Annotated in this window: 22 protein-coding genes; 18 read left to right on the plus strand and 4 right to left on the minus strand. The window is 73.8% G+C overall.

The features are described 5' to 3' along the window. Positions 1-49: 49 nt before the first annotated feature. Positions 50-247 carry a hypothetical protein gene (locus ACGF07_RS17920; RefSeq protein ID WP_392899722.1) on the plus strand — a complete coding sequence of 66 codons (198 nt, stop codon included), beginning with the start codon at positions 50-52 and terminating at the stop codon, positions 245-247. Positions 248-258: 11 nt separating this feature from the next. On the opposite strand, the gene ACGF07_RS17925 is transcribed toward ACGF07_RS17920, so the two are convergent. Further along, positions 259-825: a hypothetical protein gene (locus ACGF07_RS17925; protein WP_392899912.1), complete on the minus strand. Its 567-nt coding sequence runs from the start codon at positions 823-825 to the stop codon at positions 259-261. Positions 826-982: 157 nt separating this feature from the next. On the opposite strand from ACGF07_RS17925, the gene tsaB reads away from it, so the two are divergent. The 5 genes from tsaB to ACGF07_RS17950 all read left to right on the plus strand — a co-directional run bounded on the left by tsaB (position 983) and on the right by ACGF07_RS17950 (position 4707). Further along, a complete protein-coding gene (gene tsaB / locus ACGF07_RS17930) occupies positions 983-1657 on the plus strand; it encodes a tRNA (adenosine(37)-N6)-threonylcarbamoyltransferase complex dimerization subunit type 1 TsaB (protein WP_350735755.1) in 675 nt (224 codons plus the stop codon). Between the two features lie 23 nt (positions 1658-1680). Beyond that, the gene (gene rimI, locus ACGF07_RS17935; RefSeq protein ID WP_392899915.1) at positions 1681-2229 is read left to right on the plus strand and encodes a ribosomal protein S18-alanine N-acetyltransferase; all 549 of its coding nucleotides are present in this window, start codon (positions 1681-1683) and stop codon (positions 2227-2229) included. Continuing rightward, positions 2222-3328, plus strand: a complete 1107-nt coding sequence (gene tsaD, locus ACGF07_RS17940) for a tRNA (adenosine(37)-N6)-threonylcarbamoyltransferase complex transferase subunit TsaD (protein ID WP_392899725.1) — start codon at positions 2222-2224, stop codon at positions 3326-3328. The genes rimI and tsaD overlap by 8 nt, the downstream gene beginning before the upstream one ends. After that, positions 3325-3630 (plus strand): hypothetical protein, encoded by a 306-nt coding sequence (locus ACGF07_RS17945; protein WP_392899728.1) that lies wholly within the window; start codon positions 3325-3327, stop codon positions 3628-3630. The genes tsaD and ACGF07_RS17945 overlap by 4 nt, the downstream gene beginning before the upstream one ends. A gap of 165 nt (positions 3631-3795) precedes the next feature. Further along, a complete protein-coding gene (locus ACGF07_RS17950) occupies positions 3796-4707 on the plus strand; it encodes a polysaccharide deacetylase family protein (RefSeq protein ID WP_350735764.1) in 912 nt (303 codons plus the stop codon). Positions 4708-4715: 8 nt separating this feature from the next. On the opposite strand, the gene ACGF07_RS17955 is transcribed toward ACGF07_RS17950, so the two are convergent. Next, the gene (locus ACGF07_RS17955) at positions 4716-5891 is read right to left on the minus strand and encodes a methyltransferase domain-containing protein (RefSeq protein WP_392899730.1); all 1176 of its coding nucleotides are present in this window, start codon (positions 5889-5891) and stop codon (positions 4716-4718) included. 334 nt (positions 5892-6225) lie between these two features. On the opposite strand from ACGF07_RS17955, the gene groES reads away from it, so the two are divergent. The 3 genes from groES (at position 6226) to ACGF07_RS17970 (ending at position 9880) form a co-directional block, all read left to right on the plus strand. Then, on the plus strand, positions 6226-6531 hold the full coding sequence (groES, locus tag ACGF07_RS17960) for a co-chaperone GroES (RefSeq protein WP_014136232.1): 306 nt from the start codon (positions 6226-6228) through the stop codon (positions 6529-6531). Positions 6532-6648: 117 nt separating this feature from the next. Beyond that, positions 6649-8280 (plus strand): chaperonin GroEL, encoded by a 1632-nt coding sequence (groL, locus tag ACGF07_RS17965; protein WP_350735770.1) that lies wholly within the window; start codon positions 6649-6651, stop codon positions 8278-8280. 595 nt (positions 8281-8875) lie between these two features. Then, on the plus strand, positions 8876-9880 hold the full coding sequence (locus ACGF07_RS17970) for a LysR family transcriptional regulator (protein WP_392899734.1): 1005 nt from the start codon (positions 8876-8878) through the stop codon (positions 9878-9880). A 97-nt stretch (positions 9881-9977) separates the two neighbouring features. On the opposite strand, the gene ACGF07_RS17975 is transcribed toward ACGF07_RS17970, so the two are convergent. Then, positions 9978-10304 carry a WhiB family transcriptional regulator gene (locus ACGF07_RS17975; RefSeq protein WP_350735776.1) on the minus strand — a complete coding sequence of 109 codons (327 nt, stop codon included), beginning with the start codon at positions 10302-10304 and terminating at the stop codon, positions 9978-9980. 564 nt (positions 10305-10868) lie between these two features. Here ACGF07_RS17975 and ACGF07_RS17980 point away from each other — a divergent pair. From ACGF07_RS17980 to ACGF07_RS17995, 4 genes are all read left to right on the plus strand, one after another. Further along, positions 10869-11480, plus strand: a complete 612-nt coding sequence (locus ACGF07_RS17980; RefSeq protein WP_014136228.1) for a response regulator transcription factor — start codon at positions 10869-10871, stop codon at positions 11478-11480. Between the two features lie 333 nt (positions 11481-11813). Next, complete coding sequence (gene shbA / locus ACGF07_RS17985; RefSeq protein ID WP_350735779.1) at positions 11814-12530, plus strand: RNA polymerase sigma factor ShbA; 717 nt, start codon at positions 11814-11816, stop codon at positions 12528-12530. A 351-nt stretch (positions 12531-12881) separates the two neighbouring features. After that, the gene (gene guaB, locus ACGF07_RS17990; protein WP_350735781.1) at positions 12882-14384 is read left to right on the plus strand and encodes an IMP dehydrogenase; all 1503 of its coding nucleotides are present in this window, start codon (positions 12882-12884) and stop codon (positions 14382-14384) included. 183 nt (positions 14385-14567) lie between these two features. Further along, positions 14568-15695, plus strand: a complete 1128-nt coding sequence (locus ACGF07_RS17995) for a GuaB3 family IMP dehydrogenase-related protein (RefSeq protein WP_350735784.1) — start codon at positions 14568-14570, stop codon at positions 15693-15695. Positions 15696-15759: 64 nt separating this feature from the next. Here ACGF07_RS17995 and ACGF07_RS18000 read toward each other — a convergent pair whose 3' ends face one another. Beyond that, positions 15760-16329 (minus strand): hypothetical protein, encoded by a 570-nt coding sequence (locus tag ACGF07_RS18000; RefSeq protein WP_392899739.1) that lies wholly within the window; start codon positions 16327-16329, stop codon positions 15760-15762. Between the two features lie 254 nt (positions 16330-16583). Between ACGF07_RS18000 and ACGF07_RS18005 the strand changes: the two genes are divergently transcribed. From ACGF07_RS18005 to ACGF07_RS18025, 5 genes are all read left to right on the plus strand, one after another. Then, positions 16584-18455 carry a serine/threonine-protein kinase gene (locus ACGF07_RS18005; RefSeq protein ID WP_392899742.1) on the plus strand — a complete coding sequence of 624 codons (1872 nt, stop codon included), beginning with the start codon at positions 16584-16586 and terminating at the stop codon, positions 18453-18455. A 349-nt stretch (positions 18456-18804) separates the two neighbouring features. Then, on the plus strand, positions 18805-19884 hold the full coding sequence (locus ACGF07_RS18010; protein WP_392899744.1) for a protein kinase: 1080 nt from the start codon (positions 18805-18807) through the stop codon (positions 19882-19884). Positions 19885-20046: 162 nt separating this feature from the next. Then, a complete protein-coding gene (locus tag ACGF07_RS18015; RefSeq protein WP_392899747.1) occupies positions 20047-21795 on the plus strand; it encodes a protein kinase in 1749 nt (582 codons plus the stop codon). Positions 21796-21894: 99 nt separating this feature from the next. After that, positions 21895-23538: a succinic semialdehyde dehydrogenase gene (locus tag ACGF07_RS18020; protein ID WP_392899750.1), complete on the plus strand. Its 1644-nt coding sequence runs from the start codon at positions 21895-21897 to the stop codon at positions 23536-23538. Positions 23539-23593: 55 nt separating this feature from the next. After that, positions 23594-25396 carry an FAD-dependent oxidoreductase gene (locus tag ACGF07_RS18025; RefSeq protein ID WP_392899753.1) on the plus strand — a complete coding sequence of 601 codons (1803 nt, stop codon included), beginning with the start codon at positions 23594-23596 and terminating at the stop codon, positions 25394-25396. Positions 25397-25587 lie beyond the last annotated feature (191 nt).

Consider the following 25587-nt stretch of genomic DNA (forward strand, 5'->3'; position numbering starts at 1 on the left):
CGTGGTGGGATGGGTGCTGCGGTTAGGTCTGCCTAACTAGGGAGGCGCCATGTCGAGCACCACCCCCGCCCCGGAGCGCTCCGCGCGCGACACCGGGGCCGGAGAGTCCGCCCGCCGCGCTCCGGGAGCGCCGATGCGGGCGCTGCTGGCCGCCTGCGCGGCCGCCGAAGCGGTCTCCACTCCGCCCGAACCCGAGCCGCGGCAGGCCGACGAGCCCGGGACGGGAACACCCCGGGCCGCCGCCTGACGGCGCCCGCCTCAGGGGATCACGACCACCTTGGTGCCGTTGGGCGCGAAGTCCCACAGCAGCTGACCGTCGGCGCGGCCGCTGCGGATGCCGCCCGTCCTGGTCTTCGGGTCGGGGGTCGGCGTCGTGCCGTCCAGCGCCGAGCTGAAGCCGAAGACCACGCCGTTCTGCTGGGCGAACCGCACCACGTGCTCGATCTGCCGGCCGTCCGTACCGGTGCCGCTCGGGGTGCGGCTGTACACCGAGTAGCTGCCCGGGGTCGGCTCGACCGAGCCCGGGGCGACCTGGAAGGCGGCCGTGACCTGCGGGTTCTTCTTCGGGTCGACCAGCCAGACGTAGTGGGTGCTCACCGAGTAGACCACCCGGGTGCCGCTGCCCGAGCTGACCGGCAGCGCCGGCGCGGTCGGGGTCGCCGAGGCGCTCGGCGTCGCGGAGGCGGCCGGCCCGGTGGACGTCGCCGCGGTGGTGGGGCGGGCTCCGCCGGCGCGGTCCTGCGCGCCGTTGGCCTGGAAGGCCAGCAGGCTCACCACTGCCAGGGCCCCCAGGGTCAACCCCGTGACCACCACTCCAGGACCCATCTTCGCCACGTGCCGCTCCCCGCTGTCGTCCGCTGTCCGTACCGCCCCTTATCGTGCCAGGTCCGCCCGGCCGGTCCGCAGCGCCCAGTACGTGTGTTCCCGAGGGGGACACCAGCTCGATCGGCCGGTCGGCCCAACGTCGGTCTAACCTTGACCCGTGCTGCTGCTCGCGTTCGACACCGCTACCCCCGCCGTCACCGCCGCCGTCCACGACGGCACGGCCGTCCTCGCCGAGACCCACCAGGTCGACGCCCGGCGCCACGGCGAACTGCTGCTGCCCGCGATCGACGAGGTCCTGAACGCCGCCGGGGTGGACAAGCACCGCCTCACCGGCATCGCGGTCGGCGTCGGCCCGGGCCCGTACACCGGTCTGCGGGTCGGCCTGGTGACCGCCGCCGCGCTCGGGCACGCGCTCGGCCTGCCGGTGCACGGCGTCTGCACCCTGGACGCGATCGCCTTCCAGGCCCGCGCCGAGGGCCTGGACGGCGAACCGTTCACGGTGGCCACCGACGCGCGCCGCAAGGAGGTCTACTGGGCCTCCTACGACGCCGAGGGCCGCCGCACCGAGGGCCCGGGCGTGGACCGCCCCGCCGAGCTGACCCCGCAGGCCCGCTCGGTCGGCGCCGGCGCGCTGCTCTACCCCGACGCCTTCCCCGGCGCCCACGGGCCCGAGCACGTCTCGGCCGGCGCCCTGGCCGGCTTCGCCGCCGCCGAGCTGGCCGCCGGCCGCGAGCTGCTGCCGAACCTCCCGCTGTACCTGCGCCGGCCGGACGCCCAAGTCCCGGCGGGGTACAAGACCGTTCTCGGGGGCAAGGCGGTGCTCCCGGCGTGAACCACGGCACCACCCTGCGCCCGATGCGCTGGTGGGACATCGAGCCGGTGATGGAACTGGAGCTCAAGCTCTTCCCCGAGGACGCCTGGTCCCACGGGATGTACTGGTCCGAACTCGCCGAGGCCCACCACGGCGGGACGCGCCACTACACCGTCGCCACCACCGGGGACGGCGCGGTCGTCGGCTACGCCGGGCTGATGGCGGTCGCCGGCGAGGGCGACGTCCAGACCATCGCCGTCGACGAGCGCCACCAGGGCACCGGCCTCGGCGCGGCGCTGCTCACCGACCTGATCCGCGAGGCGGGCCGGCGCGGCTGCGCCGAACTGCTGCTGGAGGTGCGGGTGGACAACCCCCGCGCCCAACGGCTGTACGAGCGCCACGGCTTCGAACCGGTGGGCATCCGGCGGGGCTACTACCAGCCCGCCAACGTCGACGCCCTGGTGATGCGCCTCGACCGCCCCAGCCCCGACCACCGGGGCCCCGACCGCCCCAGCCCGGACCGTCCGGGCCCCGACCACCCCCGCACCGACAGCACCGACCCGAAGGACATTGAGGACACCCCCCATGGCTGACGAACCGCTCGTCCTCGGCATCGAGACCTCCTGCGACGAGACCGGCGTCGGCATCGTGCGCGGCACCACCCTGCTGGCCGACGCGGTGGCCTCCAGCGTGAACGACCACGCCCGGTTCGGCGGCGTCGTCCCGGAGATCGCCAGCCGCGCCCACCTGGAGGCGATGGTCCCGACCATCCAGCGCGCCCTGGACACGGCCGGGGTCAAGGCCAGCGACCTGGACGGCATCGCCGTCACCGCCGGCCCCGGGCTGGCCGGCGCGCTGCTGGTCGGCGTCAGCGCCGCCAAGGCGTACGCCTGGGCGCTGGACAAGCCGCTGTACGGGGTCAACCACCTCGCCTCGCACATCTGCGTCGACCAGCTGGAGCACGGCCGGCTGCCCTCGCCGACGATGGCCCTGCTGGTCTCCGGCGGGCACTCCTCGCTGCTGCTCAGCGAGGACATCACCACCGACGTCCGCCCGCTCGGCGCGACCATCGACGACGCGGCCGGCGAGGCCTTCGACAAGGTCGCCCGGGTGCTCGGCCTGGGCTTCCCCGGCGGCCCGGTCGTCGACCGGACGGCCCGCGAGGGCGACCCGGGGGCGATCGCCTTCCCGCGCGGCCTGACCGGGAAGAACGACCCGGAGTACGACTTCTCCTTCTCCGGGCTGAAGACCGCCGTCGCCCGCTGGGTGGAGGCCAAGCGCCGGGCCGGCGAGGAGGTGCCGATCGCCGACGTCGCGGCGTCCTTCCAGGAGGCGGTCACCGACGTGCTCACCCGCAAGGCCGTCAAGGCGTGCAAGGACAACGGCGTCGACCACCTGATGATCGGCGGCGGCGTCGCCGCCAACTCCCGGCTGCGCGAGATGGCCCAGCAGCGCTGCGACCGGGCCGGCATCCGGCTGCGGGTGCCCCGGCCGGGCCTGTGCACCGACAACGGCGCAATGGTCGCCGCGCTCGGCTCCGAGATGGTGTGGCGCGGCCGCACGCCGTCCGCCTTCGACCTGTCGGCGGACTCCTCGCTGCCCGTCACCGACGTCCACGTGCCCTCCCCGGCCATCGGGCACGGCGACCTCCACGGCCAGGCCTACGACGCGCTGGGAGGCGGCGCCGCGTGACCGTCGCCGTCATGTGGGAGGCCCGGGCGGCGGACGGCCGCGGCGCCGAACTCGCCGCCTGGGTGCGGGAGTCGGCGCTGCCCGCGGTGCGCGGAGCGGCCGGGCTAAAACGCCTCGAGCTGCTCTCGGCACCGGGCTCCCGGCCGGCCGACGACCGGGAGAGGGTGCTGCTGATCACCTGGTGGAGCGGCGAGCCGGTACCCGTCGCCGACCCGCCGGCCGAGCTGATCGGCCGCCCGGTGCACCGCTGGTCCTTCACCAGTGAGCACGTCGAACGGCCGGACGGCGGCGCAGCCGCGTAGCCGGGAGCCGCACGACCGAAGGGCCGCACGGCTGGACGGCTGAACAGTCGAACGGCCGGTCAGCCGAAAGCCCGGTCAGCCGGATGGACGTGGTCGGGAACCGCCGCCCCCGCCGCTACCGTGCATAGCTGAGAGGAAGCTGGACGGAACCGGGAGCGCGGTGCGGTGAACAGGGACGGGCGGAGCAGGACCAGGACGTGCGCGGCGGGGGCGCTGGCCCTGCTGGCCTTCACCACCGCGTGCGGCGACAACGGGGGCGGCGGAGGTACGGCGGCCGCGACGAGGACTGCTCCGGCGGCGTCCCAGCCGTCCGGCGGCGGCGCCGCACCGACGGCCGCGGCCACCACGCCCGGCGCGGCCCCGGTCCAGGGCGACACCGCGGCCTGGGCGAAGTGGAACCTCAAGCCGCTCGCCCCGGCCCCCGCGCCGCCGGCCGACAAGCCGGTCAAGCTCGAACGCAGCGGCACCGTGCCGGTGTTCAGCGACGTGAAGACGAACGACAAGGTCGTCTTCATCACCATCGACGACGGCGCCGAGAAGGACCCGAAGTTCGTCGAGATGCTGACCGACCTCAAGGTGCCGATCACGATGTTCCTGACCAAGGACATCGTCAAGAACGACTACGGCTACTTCAAGCCGCTCCAGGCGCTCGGCAACCACATCCAGAACCACACCGTCACCCATCCGGTGATGAGCAAGCTCCCGCCGGACAAGCAGAAGGCCGAGATCTGCGACGACCAGGCCGCCCTCACCCAGCAGTACGGCACCGCCCCGCTGCTGTTCCGCCCGCCGTTCGGCGACGGCGCCAACACCCCGACGCTCAACTCCTCGGTGCAGCAGTGCGGTCCGCGCGCGATCGTGCTGTGGCGCGAGTCGATGCAGATCCACGACATGCAGTACCAGGCCGCCGACAAGAAGCTGAAGCCCGGCGACATCATCCTGGCGCACTTCCGGGGCCCCAAGGAGCTCAAGGGCGCCACGATGACCCAGATGTTCGGCGACCTCCTGGCACGGATCCAGGAGCAGGGCTTCTCGGTGGCCCGGCTGGACGACTACATCCAGCCGCCCGCCTCCTAGGGCGGCCCCTACGGGGCCGTCACGGGCTGCCCCAGCATCATCAGCGGCCCCCGGTCGGTGCGGCTGAGGATCACCGTGGCGGTGTTCGGCCCGGAGGGCTTGAGCTGGCGGCGCAGCTCCTCCGGGGTGATCGCCATCCCGCGCTTCTTGATCACCACGGTGCCGACGCCGCGCTCGCGCAGCAGGGCCTTCAGCTTCTTGATGTGGAAGGGCAGCACGTCGGTGAGCTCGAAGGCGTGCGCGTACGGGGTGGCGACCAGCCGGTCCGAGGTCAGGTACGCGATCTTCGGGTCGATCAGCCGGCCGTCGACCTGCTCGGCGACCTCGGCCACCAGGTGCGCCCGGATCACCGCGCCGTCCGGCTCGTACAGGTACCGCCCGGCCGGGCCGGGCGCCGGGTCGGGCAGGTCCCCTCCGGCCAGGCTGGCGCCCTGCGGCAGCAGGGTGGCGCGGTGCGGGCGGTCCGCCCGGGTGCCGAACCAGAGCACCGCCTCCTTGACGTCCCCGTGGTCGGACACCCACTCCGCCTCGGCGTCCGCCGGGACGGCCTCGTGCGGGATGCCGGGGGCGACCTTCAGCGCGCCGATCAGGGTCCGCCGCCCGGCCTCGACCGCCCAGGACAGCGGCGGGGTGTAGGCCTCGGGGTCGAACACCCGGCCGCGCGAGGTGCGGCGGGCCGGATCCGTGAACACCGCGTCGTAGCCGGTGACGTCCACCTCGGTGACGTCCGCGCAGCGCACCTCGACCAGCTCGGAGAGGCCGAGCGCGGCGGCGTTGGCCGCCGTCGCGGCGCAGGCCGCCGGGTCCCTGTCGACGGCCAGCACCTCGATGCCGGCCCGGGCCAGCGCCAGCACGTCCCCGCCGATGCCGCAGCACAGGTCGGCGAGCCGCCGCACCCCCAGTCCGGCGAACCGGCGGGCCCGCCACTCGGCCACGCTGCGCCGGGTGGACTGCTCGACGCCGTTGGGCGTGAAGTACATCCGGTCGGCGTCCGCACCGAACTTCGCCCGCGCCCGCTGCCGCAGCCGGGCCTGGCCGAACGCCGCGGACACCAGCTCCGCCGGGTGCTCCCGCCGCAGCCGGGTGGCCAGGGCCAGCTCCTCCTCGGGGGCGAACTCGCGCAACTCGGCGAGCAGGGCCTGACCTTCGGGGGTCAGCAGGGGCTGGAGGTTCTCGGTGTCCACGGGGCCATTCTCGCCGGTGCCCGGGCCGGGCTCACGACGGCGTCCCGGCCGGTGCGCCGGGCGCGCGGGCGCGGTGCGCCGGTCCGAACGGACCGCCCGCCGCAGGCCCCGGGCCGCACACACGTGCGGCCGGTCGCGCGCGGCACGGGCCCTCCGGGCGCGCCGTTGGCACTCTGGTTGACTGAGTGCTAACACAGGCCTATGGTCGTCCTTGGCACTCCCCAATGGGGGAGTGCTAACGCGAAGACGCGTGTCTGACCCCCGCGACGGCAGGCTCGCAGGTTCGCCCCATACCCGTAAGAAAGCCCCGTAATCTCCGAAGGGGAGCTCGGACGTGACCACCAGCAGCAAGGTTGCCATCAAGCCGCTCGAGGACCGCATCGTGGTCCAGCCGCTCGACGCCGAGACCACCACGGCCTCCGGCCTGGTTATCCCGGACACCGCCAAGGAGAAGCCCCAGGAGGGCGTCGTCCTGGCCGTCGGCCCGGGCCGCTTCGAGGACGGCCAGCGTCTGCCGCTCGACGTCGCCGTCGGTGACATCGTCCTGTACTCGAAGTACGGCGGCACCGAGGTGAAGTACCAGGGCGAGGAGTACCTGGTGCTCTCCGCTCGCGACGTCCTCGCGATCATCGAGAAGTAAGACGTCCCCGACCCGCCCCGGAACCGTGTCCTCCACGACAGCGGCCCGGGGCGTGGTTGTTGGTTCACGTTTGTCGGCGGCCGGTCGGTCGGCCGCAGCCCCGAGGGAATAGGGAACATGGCGAAGATCCTGCAGTTCGACGAGGACGCCCGCCGCTCGCTGGAGCGCGGTGTCAACAAGCTGGCCGACACCGTCAAGGTGACCATCGGCCCCAAGGGCCGCAACGTCGTCATCGACAAGAAGTTCGGCGCCCCGACCATCACCAACGACGGTGTCACCATCGCCCGTGAGGTCGAGCTGGACGACCCGTACGAGAACCTTGGCGCGCAGCTCGTCAAGGAGGTCGCCACCAAGACCAACGACGTCGCGGGTGACGGCACCACCACCGCCACCGTGCTGGCCCAGGCCCTGGTCAACGAGGGTCTGCGCAACGTCGCCGCCGGTGCCGGCCCGGCCGCCCTGAAGAAGGGCATCGACAAGGCCGTCGCCGCCGTCTCCGAGCACCTGCTGTCCGTGGCCCGCGAGATCGAGGGCAAGGACGACGTCGCCGCCGTCGCGTCCCTCTCCGCCCAGGACCCCCAGGTCGGCGAGCTGATCGCCGAGGCGATCGACAAGGTCGGCAAGGACGGTGTCATCACCGTCGAGGAGTCGAACACCTTCGGCGTGGAGCTGGACTTCACCGAGGGCATGCAGTTCGACAAGGGCTACCTGTCGCCGTACTTCGTCACCGACGCGGAGCGGCAGGAGGCGGTCCTCGAGGACCCGTACATCCTGATCAACCAGGGCAAGATCTCCTCCATCCAGGAGCTGCTGCCGCTGCTGGAGAAGATCCTGCAGGGCGGTTCCTCCAAGCCGCTGCTGATCATCGCCGAGGACGTCGACGGCGAGGCGCTGTCGACCCTGGTCGTCAACAAGATCCGCGGCACCTTCAACGCCGTCGCCGTCAAGGCGCCGGGCTTCGGCGACCGCCGCAAGGCGATCCTCGGCGACCTCGCCGTCCTGACCGGCGGCCAGGTCATCTCCGAGGAGGTCGGCCTCAAGCTCGATCAGGTCGGTCTGGACGTGCTGGGCACCGCCCGCCGCGTGACCATCACCAAGGACGCCACCACGGTCGTCGACGGTGCCGGTGACGCCGAGGCCGTGGCCGGCCGCGTCGCCCAGATCAAGGGCGAGATCGCCGCGACCGACTCCGACTGGGACCGCGAGAAGCTGCAGGAGCGCCTGGCCAAGCTGGCCGGCGGCGTCTGCGTCATCAAGGTCGGCGCCGCCACCGAGGTGGAGCTGAAGGAGCGCAAGCACCGCCTGGAGGACGCCATCTCGGCGACCCGCGCCGCGGTCGAGGAGGGCATCGTCGCCGGTGGTGGCGCCTCCCTGGTCCACGCCGCCAAGGTGCTGAACGACGGCCTGGGCCTGTCGGGCGACGAGGCCACCGGTGTCGCCGTGGTCCGCAAGGCGCTGCACGAGCCGCTGCGCTGGATCGCCCAGAACGCCGGCCTCGAGGGCTACGTCATCACCTCCAAGGTCTCCGAGCTGGAGCTCGGCCAGGGCTACAACGCCGCCACCGGCGAGTACGGCGACCTCGTGAAGGCCGGCGTCATCGACCCGGTCAAGGTCACCCGCTCCGCCCTGGAGAACGCCGCCTCGATCGCCTCCCTGCTGCTCACCACCGAGACCCTCGTGGTGGAGAAGAAGGAGGAGGAGGCCGAGAACGGTCACGGCCACTCGCACGGCCACGGCCACTCGCACTGAGGCTCCGACGCCTGACCGGAGGCCCGGTCCGCACCCTGCAAGGGGTGGCGGGCCGGGCCTCCCTGCTACTCGCCCACTCGCCTGCGGGGCGCGCTGCTGCTCGCCCGCTCGCCTCCGGGGCGCTTCCGGCCCGGTGCCGACGGTCGGCGCTCCAAGGCCCTCGTTCCTCGGTCCTCCTCGCTTCTCCCTTTCGGCACCGGCGCGCCCCTTCGGCTCGGGGCGGGGTCGCCCGCTCGCCGGTTCGCGTGGCTGGGGGCTGTTACTCGCCCGCTCGCCTGCGGGGCGCTCCGGCCCGGTGCCGACGGTCGGCGCTCCAAGGCCCTCGTTCCTCGGTCCTCCTCGCTTCTTCCTTTCGGCACCGGCGCGCCCCTTCGGCTCGGGGCGGGTGCTCACCCGCTCGCCTGCGGGGCGCTCCGACCCGGTGCCGACGGTCGGCGCTCCAAGGCCCTCGTTCCTCGGGCCTCCTCGCTTCTCCCTTTCGGCACCGGCGCGCCCCTTCGGCTCGGGCCGGGGGGCTCGCCCGATCGCCGGACCTTTGAGGCTTCAACTATCAGTAGAATTTTGCAGAATGCAAAGATTGCCTTATAACTGAGGCATGATCGAGGCCCGCCACCTGCGCGTCCTGCGTGCCGTCGCCCGCACCGGCTCCTTCTCCGCCGCCGCCCGCGAGCTGGGGTGCACCCAACCCGCCATCAGCCAGCAGATGAAGGCGCTGGAGAAGTCGGTCGACACCCCCCTGGTGGTCCGCTCGGGCCGCGGGATGCAGCTCAGCGAGGCCGGGCGGGTGCTGCTCAAGCATGCCACCGGAATCCTGGCCGGGCTCTCCGCCGCCGAGGAGGAGGTCGCCGCGATCGCCGGACTGCGGGCCGGTCGGGTGCGGCTGGTCTCGTTCCCGACCGCGAGCTCCACCCTGGTGCCGCCCGCGGTAGCCCGGCTGCGGGACGGCCATCCGGGGGTGCGCGTGTCGCTGGTCGAGGCGGAACCGCCGGAGTCGCTGGCGATGCTGCGCGGCGGCGAGTGCGAGATCGCGCTGGCCTTCCGCTACCCGCAGTCGGACGGCGCCGTGGCGCTGCCCGCCCCCGCCCCCGCGCACGGGACGCCGCGCGAGGCGCGGGCGGAGGCGAACCTGGAGGCGCAGCAGCTGTCCGCCGGGTCGGACTGGTCCGATCTGGTGGTCACCCCGCTGCTGGACGATCCGCTCGTGGGCCTGCTGCCCGCCGCCCATCCGCTGGCCGGGCGGGGCGGGGCGGTGAGCCTGGCGGAGCTGGCGGGGGAACAGTGGATCGCCGGCTGTCCGCAGTGCCGGGGGCACCTGGTGGAGCTGTGCGCCGGAGCGGGCTTCGAGCCCCGGATCGACTTCGCGACCGACGACTACCCGGCGGTGGTCGGCCTGGTGGCGGCCGGGCTCGGGGTCGCGGTGCTGCCCCGGCTGGCCCTGCGGTCGGTGCGCCCTGACGGCGTGTCGACGGTGCCGGTGCGGACGGCCTCCGGGGCTCCCGCGCTGCGCCAGGTGGTGGCGCTGACCCTGCCGGACCTGGCCGAGGTGCCGGCCGTCGCGCTGATGCTGGAGCGGCTGGCGGGCGCGGCCGCCGACCACTGACGTCCGGCGATGCCCTTCCCTCGGGGCGCGCACCGACTGTGCGCGGCCTGAGGCGCCGCGAAGAAACGTTTCTTCACGGCGCACCGCGGAGGCGGGTCTAACGCCGCGCGACGGCCGGCGGGGTCAGCGGGACCTCCACCAGGCGGTGCCGCGAGCGGCCCAGCATCTCCTCGCGCTCGTCCTCCGTCATTCCTCCCCAGACGCCGTACGGCTCGCGGACCGCCAGGGCGTGCGCGGCGCACTCGGCGATCACCGGGCACCGCATGCAGACCTCCTTGGCGCTCGCCTCGCGCGAACTGCGGGCCGCCCCGCGCTCGCCCTCCGGGTGGAAGAAGAGCGAGCTGTCCACGCCGCGGCAGGCTGCCGAGAGCTGCCAGTCCCAGAGGTCCGCGTTGGGACCGGGGAGGCGGGAGAAATCTGCCATGGCTCATTCCCTTCGGATGCGGTCGGCCTTCAGCCGGGCGTGTCGGCGGGCTGCTGCCGAGCGGTGCCCGGCGGGGCGTCCCGCGCTGGTGTGGACACCTGGAAATATGACTTAAGGCAACTCCATGGACAAGTCACCCACACACGGGCACAACAGTCAATGACCATGCGAAAGCTATAAAAACGGGCAAAGTGGGCAAGGGGTTTCGGCGGGCGAGGGTGCGGCAATCGGGTGGCCGACGGGCGCGCAGGCGACCCGCACCGGTGTGCGGGTCGTGCGCCGACCGCGCGCGAGCTGCGCAAAAGTGCGGCGTGTGCACCGCGATGCGGCTGATCCGTAACGGGTCGGCCACGTACAGTGGTGGAGATGGCCTGAAGGCCGTAACTCATTCGAGTGACGGTCGTTGGAAGTGCGGAGGCGGTTAGCGGGCGCCGGACGTCGGGAACGATCGCGGGCAAGTCGGGGCGATCAGGCCGGGGTCCGTCGCCGATCGGCCGTGTCGGAGAGGTTCGTACCAGCCAGGAGGCTCAACGTGACGCGGATCAGCTGCGGAGGACGACGGTCATGACTTCCGTTCTCGTTTGCGACGATTCCCCGCTCGCCCGCGAGGCGCTTCGCCGCGCCGTCGCGACCGTACCCGGCGTGGACCGGGTCACCACCGCGACGAACGGGGAGGAGGTCCTCCGCCGCTGGGTGGCCGACCGCTCCGATCTCGTCCTGATGGACGTCCGGATGCCCGGCCTCGGCGGGGTCGAGACGGTCCGGCGGCTGCTGTCGGCCGACCCGGGCGCCCGGATCATCATGCTCACCGTCGCCGAGGACCTCGACGGTGTCGCGCTCGCGGTGGCCGCGGGTGCCCGCGGGTACCTGCACAAGGACGCCTCGCGCGCCGAACTGCGGGCCACCGTCACCCAGGCCCTCGCCGACCCGACCTGGCGGCTCGCCCCGCGCCGGCTGCGCAGCCCCGACATGGGCGCCGCACCGACCCTGACGGCGCGTGAGATCCAGGTGCTGGAGGGCATGAGCCACGGCCGCAGCAACGCCGAGATCGGCCGCGAGCTGTTCCTCTCCGAGGACACCGTCAAGACCCACGCCCGACGGCTGTTCAAGAAGCTCGGGGCCTCCGACCGCGCGCACGCGGTGGCGCTGGGCTTCCGCTGGGGCCTGGTCCGCTGACCGCGGCGGCGCCGGGGAAGCGGCGCGCCGCCGTCGATCCCCGGAGCGGGAGCCGCACGGGCGTGTGACGTTCCGGTCCCGAGGTTGCACCATGGAGGAGTGGAGCACCTCGGGGACCAGCGGACAGGCACTGCGGCGAACCACGCAGCCGCAGGACACTCGGCGGACGGCGCGACGGACGGGACCACCCACGGCGGCGGTGCGGGAGGCGGCACGGTGCAGGAGGGGCCGGTGAGGCGCGGAACGCCGCGCAGTGCCGCAGCGCATAACGTTCCGGTGCACAACTCCGGACGCGGTGCCGCGTTTTCCCGGTCGACCAGGCACCATGGACCGATGCGCGACGACGTCGCCGGTGCGGCCGGCCAGGCGGACCCGGGTGAGGCCGAGCCCTCCGGCCCGGGTCACGATCCGTCGTACGCCGGATCCGGCGGCCCCGGCGCGGGGGCCGGACCGGGGCGCCCGCCGGTGCTCGGCACGGGCGGTTCGCCGTTGGTGGGCGAGCTGGTCGCGGCCGCCGTCCGCGGCGAGGGCCCGGCCATCGACGCCCTGCTCGCCTACGTCCACCCGCTGGCCCTGCGCTACTGCCGCGCCAAGCTGGTCCGGCTGCCCGGCGGGGCCCGGCACCACGTGGACGACGTGGCCCAGGAGGTCTGCGTCGCGGTGCTGTGCGCGCTGCCCCGGTACAAGGACCAGGGGCGGCCGTTCGAGGCCTTCGTCTACGGGATCGCCGCGCACAAGATCGCCGATCTGCAGCGGGCCGCGATGCGCGGGCCCGGGTCGACGGTCGTGCCGCAGGACGACCTGCCGGAGGTGCCGGACGAGGCGCTCGGCCCGGAGGAGCAGGCGCTGCTCAGCAGTGACGCGGCCTGGGCCAAGGAACTGCTCTCCAACCTGCCGGCCCGTCAGCGCGAGCTGGTGCTGCTGCGGGTGGCCGCGGGGCTGTCCGCGGAGGAGACCGGCGAGGTGCTCGGGATGTCGCCGGGGGCCGTCCGGGTGGCCCAGCACCGGGCGCTCAGCAGACTTCGGGCGCTCGCCGAGGAGTCCTCCTGAGGCGTGAGCCTCCGAACGGGGTTCCGGTCGGGCTCCCGGTGCGGGGTTCCGTTGCGGGTCCCGGTGCGGCTCCGCGTCGGGCCGGGCGGTCGGCGCCGGGGCTTCGCCGTCCGGAATGAGCTCCGGCGGGGGGTTGTTGTCAAGGGCAGACGAGGGCACATTCGAGGTGCCAGTACCATGGGGTATCGGCGCCTGGGCAGGTTGCCAAAGTTTCGCGGGTGTGCGCGGGGTTCCCTTGGAGGTTCGTCCAATCCCACCCGGCTTTCGGCGGTCTGCGCGAGTGAGCGATGAACGCGCCCCCTCCCTCAGGGCGTGAGCGGATAAGGCCGGCCACGGAAGGTACCCCCCACCATGTCTTACAACGCCGCAGGCGTACCCGAGAAGTTCGCCATGCTCGGGCTCACGTTCGATGACGTCCTGCTGCTGCCCGGGGCCTCCGAGGTGCTGCCGAACCAGGTCGACACCTCCTCGCGGGTCTCCCGGAACGTCCGCGTCAACATCCCGCTGCTGTCCGCGGCGATGGACAAGGTGACCGAGGCGCGGATGGCCATCGCGATGGCCCGCCAGGGCGGCGTCGGCGTGCTGCACCGCAACCTGTCGGTCGAGGACCAGGCCAACCAGGTCGACCTGGTGAAGCGCTCCGAGTCCGGCATGGTCAGCGACCCGATCACCGTCGGCCCCGACACCACCCTGGCCGAGGCCGACGCGCTCTGCGCCAAGTTCCGCATCTCCGGCGTCCCGATCGCCGACGAGAGCGGCAAGCTGCTCGGCATCGTCACCAACCGGGACATGGCCTTCGAGTCGGACCGCAGCCGCCAGGTCCGCGAGATCATGACCCCGATGCCGCTGATCACCGGCAAGGTCGGCATCTCCGGCGTGGACGCGATGGCGCTGCTGCGCCGCCACAAGATCGAGAAGCTGCCGCTGGTCGACGACGAGGGCCGGATCAAGGGCCTGATCACCGTCAAGGACTTCGTCAAGGCCGAGCAGTACCCGAACGCCGCCAAGGACGCCGAGGGCCGTCTGCTGGTCGGTGCCGCGGTCGGCGCCAGCGCGGAGGCCTTCGACCGGGCCCAGGCCCTGGTCGAGGCGGGCGCGGACTTCCTGGTCGTCGACACCTCGCACGGCCACAGCCACAACGCGCTGGCCTGGATCGAGAAGATCAAGTCGGCCGTCCGGATCGACGTCGTCGGCGGCAACGTCGCCACCCGCGACGGCGCCCAGGCGCTGATCGACGCCGGCGTGGACGGGGTCAAGGTCGGCGTCGGCCCCGGCTCCATCTGCACCACCCGCGTCGTCGCCGGCATCGGCGTCCCGCAGATCACCGCCATCTACGAGGCCGCCCAGGCCTGCCAGGCGGCCGGCGTGCCGGTCATCGGCGACGGCGGCCTGCAGTACTCGGGCGACATCGGCAAGGCGCTCGCCGCCGGTGCCGACACGGTGATGCTCGGCTCGCTGCTGGCGGGCTGCGAGGAGTCCCCGGGTGAGCTGATGTTCATCAACGGCAAGCAGTTCAAGTCCTACCGCGGCATGGGCTCGCTGGGCGCCATGCAGTCCCGCGGCCAGGGCCGCTCGTACTCCAAGGACCGCTACTTCCAGGCCGAGGTGGCCTCGGACGACAAGCTCGTCCCCGAGGGCATCGAGGGCCAGGTGCCCTACCGCGGCCCGCTGTCGGCCGTGCTGCACCAGCTGGTCGGCGGTCTGCGCCAGACCATGGGCTACGTCGGCGCCGCCACCATCGCCGAGATGGAGAGCAAGGGCCGCTTCGTCCGGATCACCTCGGCGGGCCTCAAGGAGAGCCACCCGCACGACATCCAGATGACCGTCGAGGCGCCGAACTACTCCTCGCGCTGACCGGCCCGGCCGGTCCGGACGGCTCGAACGGCCGAGGTCCGAGGGCCCGCTGTCGCACGGCGACGGCGGGCCCTCGGCCTGTTCGGGGTGTGGGCCGTCGGGGCGCCGCCGGCGCGGGTACGGGATACTGGGGGCGGCCGGGGTGACCCGGCGGGCATGAGCAACAAACCAGAAGGGCTCGAAGTGACTGAGATCGAGATCGGGCGAGGCAAGCGCGGCCGCCGGGCGTACGCCTTCGACGACATCGCCGTCGTCCCCAGCCGCCGTACGCGTGACCCGAAGGAGGTCTCGATCGCCTGGCAGATCGACGCCTACCGCTTCGAGCTGCCGTTCCTGGCCGCCCCGATGGACAGCGTCGTCTCGCCCGAGCAGGCCATCAAGATCGGCCGCCTGGGCGGTCTGGGCGTGCTGAACCTGGAAGGCCTCTGGACCCGCTACGAGGACCCGCAGCCGCTGCTGGACGAGATCGCCTCGATCACCGACGCGTCGACGGCGACCCGCCGCCTCCAGGAGATCTACTCCGCCCCGATCCGCGCGGAGCTGATCAAGCAGCGGATCCAGGAGGTCCGCGACTCCGGCGTGGTCACCGCCGCCGCGCTCTCGCCGCAGCGCACCGCCGAGTTCTCCAAGGCCGTGGTGGACGCCGGCGTGGACGTCTTCGTCATTCGCGGCACCACCGTCTCGGCCGAGCACGTCTCCGGTGCCGCCGAGCCGCTCAACCTCAAGCAGTTCATCTACGAGCTGGACGTGCCGGTGATCGTCGGCGGCTGCGCCACCTACACCGCGGCGCTCCACCTGATGCGGACCGGCGCGGCCGGCGTGCTGGTCGGCTTCGGCGGCGGCGCCGCCCACACCACCCGCAACGTGCTCGGCATCCAGGTGCCGATGGCCACCGCCGTGGCCGACGTGGCGGCCGCCCGCCGCGACTACATGGACGAGTCCGGCGGCCGCTACGTGCACGTGATCGCGGACGGCGGCGTCGGCTACAGCGGCGACATCCCCAAGGCCGTCGCCTGCGGCGCCGACGCGGTGATGATCGGTGCCGCGCTGGCCCGGGCCACCGACGCGCCGGGCAAGGGCTTCCACTGGGGGATGGAGGCCGTCCACGAGGAGCTGCCGCGCGGCAAGCGGATGGACCTCGGCACGGTCGGCACCACCGAGGAGATCCTCACGGGGCCGTCGCACACCCCGGACGGGACCATGAACCTGTTCGGTGCGCTGCGGCGGGCGATGGCGACGACCGGGTACACCGAGCTGAAGGAGTTCCAGCGGGTGGAGGTCACGGTGAACCCGGCGCTGGACCACCGCTGAGTCGACGTGCGGGGGCCCCTGTCCGGATCGCCGGGCGGGGGCCTTCGGCGTTCCCGGGGCCGGATCAGGTGCGGGTGGCGGTGCGGCGGGTGAGGAGGAAGCCGCCGATGAGGGCGATGGCGTAGAAGGCGGCGTCGAGGGGGCGGAGGTCGGCGCGCCAGGAGGAGAGGGCGGCCGGGAGGAGGCCGTCGGGGGCGGGGCCGGCGGCGTGGGTCAGGCGGAGGTGCTGGACGAGCTGGCCGAGGAGGAGGGCGGTGGCGGCGAGGAGGGCGCCGAGGGGTGGGAGCAGGCGGTTCCGGCCGCCGAGGAGGCCGAGGGGGAGGGCGACCAGGCCGGCCTGGGCGATGGTGAGCCAGCCGAGGCTGTCGGCGGCGCGCAGCGGGGCGCAGCCGTAGGCGAGGCCGCCGAGCAGGGCGGCGAGCAGGGCGAGGGTGACCGCCAGGGCGGTGCGGCGCCGGGGGGCGGCCCGGCGGCGGTCCGCCCGGGTGGTGGGGTCGTAGCCGGGGACCGGGACGCCGGGCATGCCGGGGGCGACGTACCCGTCCGGGGTCTCGAGGGCCGGTGCGACCGAGTAGTGCTCGGCGGTGCGCGGCCGGGGCGATGGGCCGTCAGCGCCGGGTGCTGGTGCGGACATGGGCGTCGAGTTCCCCCGGAAAAAGACGATCAGCTGCCGAACGTTAGCAGCGCTTCGAACAGATCTTGGCGAGTTTTCGATCACAGATCGAGCACGGAGCGCCGCACCCGTTCCGGTTCGTCCTGGCTTGGGACGGGGGTCGGGTGGTCGGGGCCCCTCGGGACAGGAGATGATGGAGGCTTGGGCGTTCGGGCCCGGGCCGGGCCGACGCGCCGTCACCACGACCGCCAGCAGCACATGGGGGAACGTTCCGAATGACCCAGGCGCAGGGTTCCACCGGCCGCCTCCTGGCCGGCCGCTACCGGCTGAACGGCGTGCTCGGGCGTGGCGGCATGGGTACCGTCTGGCGCGCCGAGGACGAGATGCTGGGCCGGACCGTCGCGGTCAAGGAACTGCGGATGAACGCCAGCGTCGACGAGGAGGAGAAGCACCGGCTGATCGTCCGGACGCTGCGCGAGGCGAAGGCGACCGCGCGGATCCGGCACAACTCGGCGGTGACCGTCTTCGACGTGGTCGACGAGGACGACCGGCCGTGGATCGTCATGGAGCTGGTGGAGTCCCGCTCGCTGGCCGACGTGGTCCGGGAGGACGGGCCGCTGGCCCCCGGCCGGGCGGCGGAGATCGCGCTGGACGTGCTGGGCGTGCTGAGTGCGGCCCACGCGCTGGGCATCCTGCACCGGGACGTCAAGCCGTCCAACGTGCTGATCGGCGAGGACGGCCGGGTGGTGCTGACCGACTTCGGGATCGCCAGCGTGGAGGGCGACGCCTCGGTCACCTCCACCGGCATGCTGGTCGGCGCGCCCTCGTACATATCCCCGGAGCGGGCGCGCGGGCAGAAGCCCGGGCCGCCGGCGGACCTGTGGTCGCTGGGCGGCACGCTGTACGCGATGGTCGAGGGGCGGCCGCCGTACGACCGGGGCTCGGCGCTGGCGACGCTGACCGCGGTGATGACCGAGGAGCTCGCCCCGCCGGCGAACGCCGGGCCGCTGCTGCCGGTCATCGAGGGGCTGCTGGAGAAGGACCCGGCGAAGCGCCTGGACGCCTCGCAGACCCGGTCGATGCTCAAGCGGGTGGTCGCCGAGGCGACCGTGAAGGCGGAGTCGACCACCGAGCACGCGATGCCGGTCGAGCAGGTGGTGGCCACCGCCGAGCCGGAGGCGCCGAAGCGGACCGTCGGCGGGCTGCTGGGGACGGTCCGGGTGGGCAGCCGGGCCCGGGACGAGGAGGCGGCGGAGCCCGTCGCGAAGCCCGCCGCCGAGCCGGAGCCCGCTCCGGCGGGCGAACCGATCCGGCCGGTGACCAGCGAGTGGACCAGGGGTGCGACCCAGGCGGCCGGGGCCGACCCGCGCACCGGTCGGCGCCGGCTGGCGATCGCCACGGTGGTGGTCGTCCTGCTGCTGATCGCCGGAGTGGTCGCGGTGGTCAAGGCCGTGGGCGGCGAGGACGGCGGTTCGAACGGCGGGGGCACCCACAGCGCGGGCGCCACCGCGCCGGTGGCGGCGACCACCGAGGCCGTGCCGAGCCACGCTCCGGCGGCGCCGTCCACCGAACCCGAGCCCGCCGGTACGGCCGCCGCGCCGGAGACCACGGCGGCCGCGGCGCCGCCGTCGGCCGCGCCGGCCCCGACCGCACCGCCGTCGGCCGCCGGTACTCCGACGGCCGCGCCCGCCCCGACCCAGGCCGTGCCGGCCGGGTACCACGAGTACAAGGACCCGAGCGGCTTCTCGGTCGTCCTGCCGGACTGGCTGCAGCCCGCCGGGTCGGACGCCAACCGGCGGATCTTCAAGAACGCGGCCGACGGCAGCCAGCTGCGGATCGAGTGGAGCACCACCCCGCACGCGAGCGCCGTCGCGGACTGGCAGGACTCCGAGCCCGACCTGCGCGCCCAGGTGACGAACTACCAGCGGCTGAACCTGTCGGCGATCACCTACCGGCAGTGGACCAACGCGGCGGACTGGGAGTGGACCAGCGGCACGCCCCGGACGCACTCGCTCAACCGCGGCTTCGTGACGGGCACCCCGGCCAAGTACGGCTACTCGATCTACTGGATCGTCCCGGACGCCCAGTGGGCCGCCCAGGCGCCGGTCCGCGACGTGGTGTTCAACAGCTTCCAGCCGGCGCCGTAGCCCGTCCGCCGGACTCCTCCTCGGCGCGGGCCGCGGTGGCGTCGACGGGCGTCGGTGACGGCCGTCGACGGAACCGGAACGGGCGGGTTCGCCGTCTTTCGGAGAGAGCATCCGACGCGCGGTCGGTGCCGGCACGCCCATCCGAGGCGTCCGGGTGGGCCGGCCGGCCGAGGCGGCGGGCTTCTCGCCGTCGATGACCGTGGCTCCGCGCGTGCGGACGGCCCGCGCCTGGTTGGCTTGGCCGTGGCCCCCCGCGGCAGGCGGTGCGGGTCGGATCGGTCCGGTCCGGGACGTGGGGCCGAGCCCGAGGAGCCGCTCAGTAGGCTGCTCGTGAGCGAGAGGAACTGGCATGCGAGGCGGCCCTGGGCAGTTGCTGGCGGGGCGGTACCGGCTGACGGACCGTCCGGAACTGCTGCGCGCCTTCGCGGTGGACGAGCGGACCGGCGAGTCGGTGCTGCTGCGCGCCGTGGAGCTGCCCGTGCTGCTGACCGCCGGTCAGGACCCGGAGGCGGAGGCGACCGGGCAGGGAGACCGGCTGGTGCGGCGGGTGGCGGCGGTCGGTTCGGCCGCGCCGTCCTGGCATCCGCGGCTGCTGCGCGGGGTCGGGGCCTTCGTCGAGGGCGAGCTGCTGTGGACGGTGGAGGAGCGTCCGGCCGGGCAGACGTTGGCCGAGCTGCTGGCCGCCGGTCCGGTGCCGCCCTACCGGGCGGCCGAGCTGGCGGCGGACGTGGCCGGTGCCCTGCGGGCGCTGCACGAGGCCGGGCTCTCCCACGGCAATCTGACCGCCGAGTCGGTGCTGGTCTGCGAGGACGGCGCGGCGATGCTCGGCGGGCTGCTGGCCGGGGTGGCGCAGGAGGCGCTGGCGGAGGACCTCGGCGGGCCGGGGGGCCGCCGCCGGTACGAGGTCCGGGCCACCCTGGTCGGCCCGGTGGCCGAGCGCTGGCCGCTGGACGGCGGTCCGGCGGGGGACTGCTGGGCGCTCGGGGTGCTGGTGCAGCGGATGGTCACCGGCCGTGCGCCGTACCCGGAGGGCGGGGTGCCGGAGCTGGTGACCGCCGTGCGGGACGGGCGGCGCGAGCCCTCGGTGGCCTGCGGGCCGCTGGCCCCGCTGGCCGAGCGGCTGCTGCAGCCGGACCCGGCGCTGCGGCCGACCGCGGAGGGGGTGCGGGGGGAGCTGGCGGTGCTTCTCGCGGGTGCGCCGGAGCCGGTCGACGGCGAGCGGGTGGCGCGGGCGGTGGAGCTGAAGCCCGACGCGCCGCTGGTGCCGCTGCGGCGCCGGCGCGTCCGGGCCGGCCGGCCGGGGCCCCGGGTGGAGCCCGGCGCCAGGACGCCGCGGATACCCCCCGCGCTGCTGGGGCCGCTGCTGGTCGGGGGCGTGTTCCTGCTGCTGGTGCTGGGAATGACCGCCGTGGTGCTGTTCGCAGGCTGACGGCCCCGGCGCGCACCCGCCCGCCGGTCCGGAGGGTGGGCGTGATTACCGGGGTGCGCGAGGTACGCCTAATGTGTGCGTGGGATTTGTTCGAACAGTGGTCTGCACCATGCGATCCGTCGCGGTGACGGCGAGTGGAATCGAGAGGGGGAGCGGTCGCCGATGGGCGTGCAGGACCGGCCGGAGGCGGCTGAGGCGGAGCGGCTGTTGGCCGGGCGGTACGAGCTCGGCGAGCGGCTCGGCCGCGGCGGGATGGGGACGGTCTGGCGGGCCTGGGACCGGATGCTGGACCGCGAGGTCGCGGTCAAGGAGCTGACCGTCAACCACCTGCCCGAGGAGGACCTGCAGATCCTGCACGCGCGGATGAAGCGCGAGGCCAGCGCGGCCGCCCGGATCAAGCACCCCGGTGTGATCACCGTGCACGACGTGCTGGAGCAGGACGGCCGGCCGTGGATCGTGATGGAGCTGGTCGACGGCCGTTCCCTGGCCGACGTGATCAGCCAGGACGGCACCCTCCCGCCGCGCGCCGCCGCCGAGGTCGGCAGCCAGGTGCTGGCCGCGCTGCACCGCGGCCACCAGCTCGGCGTGCTGCACCGGGACGTCAAGCCGGCCAACGTGCTGCTGGAGCGCGGCACCGGGCGGGTGGTGCTGCTGGACTTCGGCATCGCGAAGTACGAGGGCTCCACCGAGCTGACCCGGCCGGGGGACCTGGTCGGCTCGCCGGACTACCTGGCGCCCGAACGCGCCCAGGGCCAGCGGCCCGGGCCGGCCTCAGACCTCTGGGGTCTGGGGGCGACGCTGTACGCGGCGGTCGAGGGGCAGTCGCCGTTCCGCCGGGACTCGCCGATCACCACGCTCGCCGCGGTGGTGGACGAGCCGCTGCCGGAGTCGCGCCGGGCCGGGCCGCTCGGGCCGGTGCTGGCCGCGCTGATGGCCAAGGACCCGGCCGAGCGGCCGAGCGCGGACGAGGCGGCCCGGATGCTGGCCGAGGTGCAGGCCGGGCACACCATGGGCCTGAAGTCGGTCGCGCCGGTCCGCATGCCGACCCAGTCGGTGCCCGTGGTGGACCGCAGCGAGGTGACGGAGGGCGCCGCGGAGCCGCCGGTGGAGGGTTCGGAGGAGCCCACCGAACCGCGCCCGGTCCGCGCCGGGACCGCCGACACCCCCGCCGTCCCGGCCGTCGCCGAGAGCGCATCCACCACGCCGCAGGCGCACGCCGCTGTCGGCACGCCCGTCGCGCACACCGTCGCGCCCGCGCGCGGACCGGCCAAGCGTCGCGGCCGGATGAAGCTGGTCGCCGTCGCGGTGGCGGTCGGGCTGCTGGCGGCCCTGGCGACCTTCTTCGCCACCCGGCACGTGGTCGACACCCCGGACGCCGGCACCACCCCGACCGGCCCGGCCGAGACCACCGAGCCGGAGCCGAGCAGCACCGCCGACTCCGAGGCCTCCGCACCGGGCGGCTACCACTGGGTCGACGACCCGGCGGGCTTCCGCTTCCCGCTGCCGACCGGTACTCCGGCCTGGCAGCGGATCACCGGGACGGACAACAACCAGATCTTCTACAGCCCCGACGGCAAGGTGCACTACCTGCAGTTCGCGGTCACCGTCGGCCAGTCGATCAAGCCGCTGGACCACATGAGGCAGATGGAGGCGACCGTCTCCAAGTCGCTCAAGGACTACAAGCAGCACCGGCTGGCGAGCGCCGCCGTGAACGGCCACGAGGCGGCCGTCTGGGAGTTCAGCTACCTGGCCCAGGGCGGCGGCCGGCGCCGCGCGATCGAGGCCGAGTTCATCGACGAGGACGGCACCGCGTACGCGATCTACTCGTCCAGCCCGGACAAGGGCAACGAGTGGAACGAGGCCGAGCAGCGCTTCACCACGGTGCTCAACCACTTCACACCGACCCGCTGAACCCGCCCGCGGACCGCCGCGCCCGGTATCGCCCGACTGCGGCAGATTCTTGTTACCGACGGGTACCGCACCGGCCCCCGAAGGCCTAGGCTGCGCCGTATGTCGGACCTCACAGCAGATGCAGCGGCCACCGAACACCCCGGCGCCGGGCCCGCGAGCGGCAACCCGGCAGCTCCCGGCGGGGGACGCACCGTCTCCGCCGCCGTCCCGCCGTCCCTGGTGGGCCGACTGGCCGCCGGGGTCACCGCGACCGGCGAGCCCAGCGTGGTGGAGACCGTCGCCCCGCTGACCGGTGAGCGGCTGGCCGGCCTGCCGCAGTCCACCCCGGCCGACGTCGAGGTCGCCTTCCAGCTGGCCCGGCGCGCCCAGCCCGCCTGGGCCGCGCTGCCGGTGCGCCGCCGCGCCGCCGTCCTGCTGCGCTTCCACGACCTGCTGCTCAAGCGGCAGGACGAGGTGCTGGACCTGATCCAGGCCGAGACCGGCAAGGCCCGGCTGCACGCCTTCGAGGAGGTGCTCGCCGTCGCCATGGCCGCCCGGCACTACGGCCGCGGCGCGCAGGGGTACCTCCGGGACCGCCGCCGCGGCGGGGCGCTGCCGGTGCTCACCCACACCGTCGAGGCCCGCCGCCCCAAGGGCGTGGTCGGCCACATCTCGCCGTGGAACTACCCGCTGGAACTGTGCGTCGGCGACCTGCTGCCCGCCTTCGCGGCCGGCAACGCCGTGGTCAACAAGCCCGACACCCAGACCGCGCTGACCGGCCTGTGGGCCCGTGAGCTGCTGATCGAGGCCGGGCTGCCCGCCGACCTGTGGCAGGTCGTGATCGGCGACGGCCCGGTGATCGGCCCCGCCGTGGTGGAGCACGCCGACTACGTCTCCTTCACCGGCTCGACCCGCACCGGCCGCGAGGTCGCCCAGCGGGCCGCCGCCCGGCTGGTCGGCGCCTCGCTCGAACTCGGCGGCAAGAACGCCATGCTGGTGCTCTCCGACGCCGACCTCGACGCGGCCGCCGCGGGCGCCGTACGGGCCTGCTTCTCCTCGGCCGGGCAGCTGTGCATCTCGATCGAAAGGCTGCTGGTGCACCGCTCGGTGGCCGACGACTTCCTGGAGCGCTTCACCGCCCGCACCCGGGCGCTGCGCCTCGGCGGCGGCCTGGCGTACGGCGCCGACATGGGCTCGCTGGTCTCCGCCCGCCAGCTGGACACCACCACCCGGCACGTGGAGGAGGCGGTCAAGGCCGGCGCCACCGTGCTGGCCGGCGGGCGGGCCAGGCCCGACCTCGGCCCGTACTTCTACGAGCCGACCATCCTCGACGGGGTGACCCCGGAGATGGCGGTCTGCGCCGAGGAGACCTTCGGCCCGGTCGTCTCCGTCTACCGCTTCGACACCGAGGAGGAGGCGGTCACCGCCGCCAACTCCACGCCGTACGGCCTGAACTCCAGCGTCTGGACCAGGGACCAGCGGCGCGGCCGGGCGGTCGCGGCGCGGCTGCGCACCGGCACGGTCAACGTCAACGAGGCCTACGCGGCCGCGTACGGCTCGGTCGCCTCCCCGATGGGCGGCATGGGCGACTCCGGGCTCGGCCGGCGCCACGGCGCGGAGGGGATCCTGCGCTTCACCGAGGCGCAGACCGTCTCGACCCAGCGGGTGATGCCGCTGGCGCCCGCGTTCGGCCTGGACGACCGGCAGTTCGCCGCCGTGATGACCGGCGGGTTGCGGGTGCTCAAGGCCCTGCGGCTCAAGTGACGCCCCACGGGCTCATCCCCCCAGGCAGGTTCGACCCCCGAAGGAGCAGTGGCAGATGGTGGAGTCCGGCGGTGCGGCGGAGTTCGACTACGACGTGGTCGTGGTCGGGTCCGGCTTCGGCGGTTCGGTCGCGGCGCTGAGGTTGTCCGAGAAGGGCTACCGGGTCGCCGTCCTGGAGGCCGGGCGGCGCTTCGAGCGGGACGAACTGCCGCGGAACTCCTGGGACCTGCCGAACTACCTGTGGGCGCCGCAGCTCGGGCTGTACGGCATCCAGCGGATCCACCTGCTGGCCAACGTGCTGATCCTGGCCGGCGCCGGGGTCGGCGGCGGCTCGCTGAACTACGCCAACACCCTGTACGTCCCGCCGAAGGCGTTCTTCGAGGACCGGCAGTGGCGCCACATCACGGACTGGCAGCAGGAGTTGGCGCCGTTCTACGACCAGGCGCAGCGGATGCTCGGGGTCCGGCTCAACCCGACCGTCACCCCCTCGGACGAGCACCTCAAGGCGGCCGCCGAGCGGATGGGCGTCGGCGACACCTTCCACATGGCACCGGTCGGCGTGTTCTTCGGTGACGGCGAGGACGCCGGGGGCGCCGCCAAGGCGGCGCCCGGGGAGGAGGTCGCCGACCCGTACTTCGGCGGCGCCGGCCCGGCTCGCAAGGCCTGCGTGGAGTGCGGCGAGTGCATGACCGGCTGCCGGCACGGCGCCAAGAACATGCTCACCGAGAACTACCTGTACCTGGCCGAGCGACTGGGTGCCGAGATCCACCCGCTCACCACGGTGGCCCGGATCCGTGAGCAGGCCGACAGCCGCGGGAACGCCGGCTACGCCGTGGACGTGCGCCGTACCGACTCCCGCTCCAGGACGGACCGCGTGAAGGCGGGCGCGCGGACGATCACCGCCGCCCGGGTCGTCGTCGCGGCCGGCACCTACGGCACCCAGTCGCTGCTGCACCGGATGCGCGACGCCGGCCACCTGCCCCGCATCTCCGCCCGGCTCGGCGAGCTGACCCGCACCAACTCCGAGGCCCTGGTGGGCGCGCAGACCACCGACCGGCGCTACGGCGCCAAGGCGGACTTCACCAAGGGCGTCGCGATCACCTCCTCGATCCACCCCGACGCCAACACCCACATCGAGCCGGTCCGCTACGGCAAGGGCTCCAACGCGATGGGTGCGCTGTCCATCGCGCAGGTCAAGGGCGGCGGGAAGGTCCCGCGCTGGCTGCGCTACCTGGGCAACTCGGTGCTCCACCCGGTGACCTTCGCCCGTTCGATGAACCAGCGCGGCTGGTCCGAGAAGACGATCATCGGCCTGGTGATGCAGTCGCTGGACAACTCGATCACCGTCTCGCTCAAGAAGGGCCCGATCGGCAAGCCCCGGCTCACCTCGACCCAGGGCCACGGCACCCCCAACCCCACCTGGATCCCGGCCGCCGAGAAGGGCGCCCAGGCGCTGGCGGACGAGATCAACGGCTTCCCGGGCAGCACCGTCGGCGAGATCTTCGACATCCCGATGACCGCCCACTTCCTCGGCGGCTGCCCGATCGGCGACGGGCCCGAGACCGGCGTGGTCGACCCGTACCACCGGCTGTACGGGCACCCCGGGATCAGCGTGGTGGACGGCGCGGCCGTTTCCGCCAACCTCGGCGTCAACCCCTCGCTCACCATCACCGCGCAGGCCGAGCGCGCCATGTCGATGTGGCCGAACAAGGGCGAGGAGGACCCGCGCCCCGCCCCCGGCGAGGCGTACCGGCCCGTCCCCGCCGTCGCGCCGGTGCGGCCGGCCGTACCCGAGGGCGCGTTCGGCGCGCTGCGGCTGCCGCTGCTGCCCGTCCCGGAGGTGCCGAAGAAGCGCTGATCGTGACGGCGGGCCGGCCCCGGAGCCGTCGGTTCGGGGCCAACCTGCCCACCGGCCAACACGGTTGACAGCCGTTCGGGTCCGATGGGATAAACGGGCTCCCTGGGGGACCAGGGACTCGTCGAGCGGGGGGAACACGGTCCATGGCCAACTGCGCATCGTGTGGCGCGACTTCGGCGGAGGGGGCGCCC

The sequence above is a fragment of the Kitasatospora sp. NPDC048194 genome (assembly GCF_043202455.1).
Classification (GTDB): domain Bacteria; phylum Actinomycetota; class Actinomycetes; order Streptomycetales; family Streptomycetaceae; genus Kitasatospora.

Coding starts and splice junctions, on each gene's coding strand:
- ACGF07_RS17980 (WP_014136228.1), top strand. CDS start 10,869: ATGACTTCCGTTCTCGTTTGCGACGATTCCCCGCTCGCCCGCGAGGCG.
- ACGF07_RS17925 (WP_392899912.1), bottom strand. CDS start 825: ATGGGTCCTGGAGTGGTGGTCACGGGGTTGACCCTGGGGGCCCTGGCA.
- ACGF07_RS18010 (WP_392899744.1), top strand. CDS start 18,805: ATGCGAGGCGGCCCTGGGCAGTTGCTGGCGGGGCGGTACCGGCTGACG.
- ACGF07_RS18015 (WP_392899747.1), top strand. CDS start 20,047: ATGGGCGTGCAGGACCGGCCGGAGGCGGCTGAGGCGGAGCGGCTGTTG.
- ACGF07_RS17920 (WP_392899722.1), top strand. CDS start 50: ATGTCGAGCACCACCCCCGCCCCGGAGCGCTCCGCGCGCGACACCGGG.
- tsaD (WP_392899725.1), top strand. CDS start 2,222: ATGGCTGACGAACCGCTCGTCCTCGGCATCGAGACCTCCTGCGACGAG.
- shbA (WP_350735779.1), top strand. CDS start 11,814: ATGCGCGACGACGTCGCCGGTGCGGCCGGCCAGGCGGACCCGGGTGAG.
- guaB (WP_350735781.1), top strand. CDS start 12,882: ATGTCTTACAACGCCGCAGGCGTACCCGAGAAGTTCGCCATGCTCGGG.
- groL (WP_350735770.1), top strand. CDS start 6,649: ATGGCGAAGATCCTGCAGTTCGACGAGGACGCCCGCCGCTCGCTGGAG.
- ACGF07_RS18025 (WP_392899753.1), top strand. CDS start 23,594: ATGGTGGAGTCCGGCGGTGCGGCGGAGTTCGACTACGACGTGGTCGTG.
- ACGF07_RS18005 (WP_392899742.1), top strand. CDS start 16,584: ATGACCCAGGCGCAGGGTTCCACCGGCCGCCTCCTGGCCGGCCGCTAC.
- ACGF07_RS17975 (WP_350735776.1), bottom strand. CDS start 10,304: ATGGCAGATTTCTCCCGCCTCCCCGGTCCCAACGCGGACCTCTGGGAC.
- rimI (WP_392899915.1), top strand. CDS start 1,681: ATGCGCTGGTGGGACATCGAGCCGGTGATGGAACTGGAGCTCAAGCTC.
- ACGF07_RS18020 (WP_392899750.1), top strand. CDS start 21,895: ATGTCGGACCTCACAGCAGATGCAGCGGCCACCGAACACCCCGGCGCC.
- ACGF07_RS17970 (WP_392899734.1), top strand. CDS start 8,876: ATGATCGAGGCCCGCCACCTGCGCGTCCTGCGTGCCGTCGCCCGCACC.
- ACGF07_RS18000 (WP_392899739.1), bottom strand. CDS start 16,329: ATGTCCGCACCAGCACCCGGCGCTGACGGCCCATCGCCCCGGCCGCGC.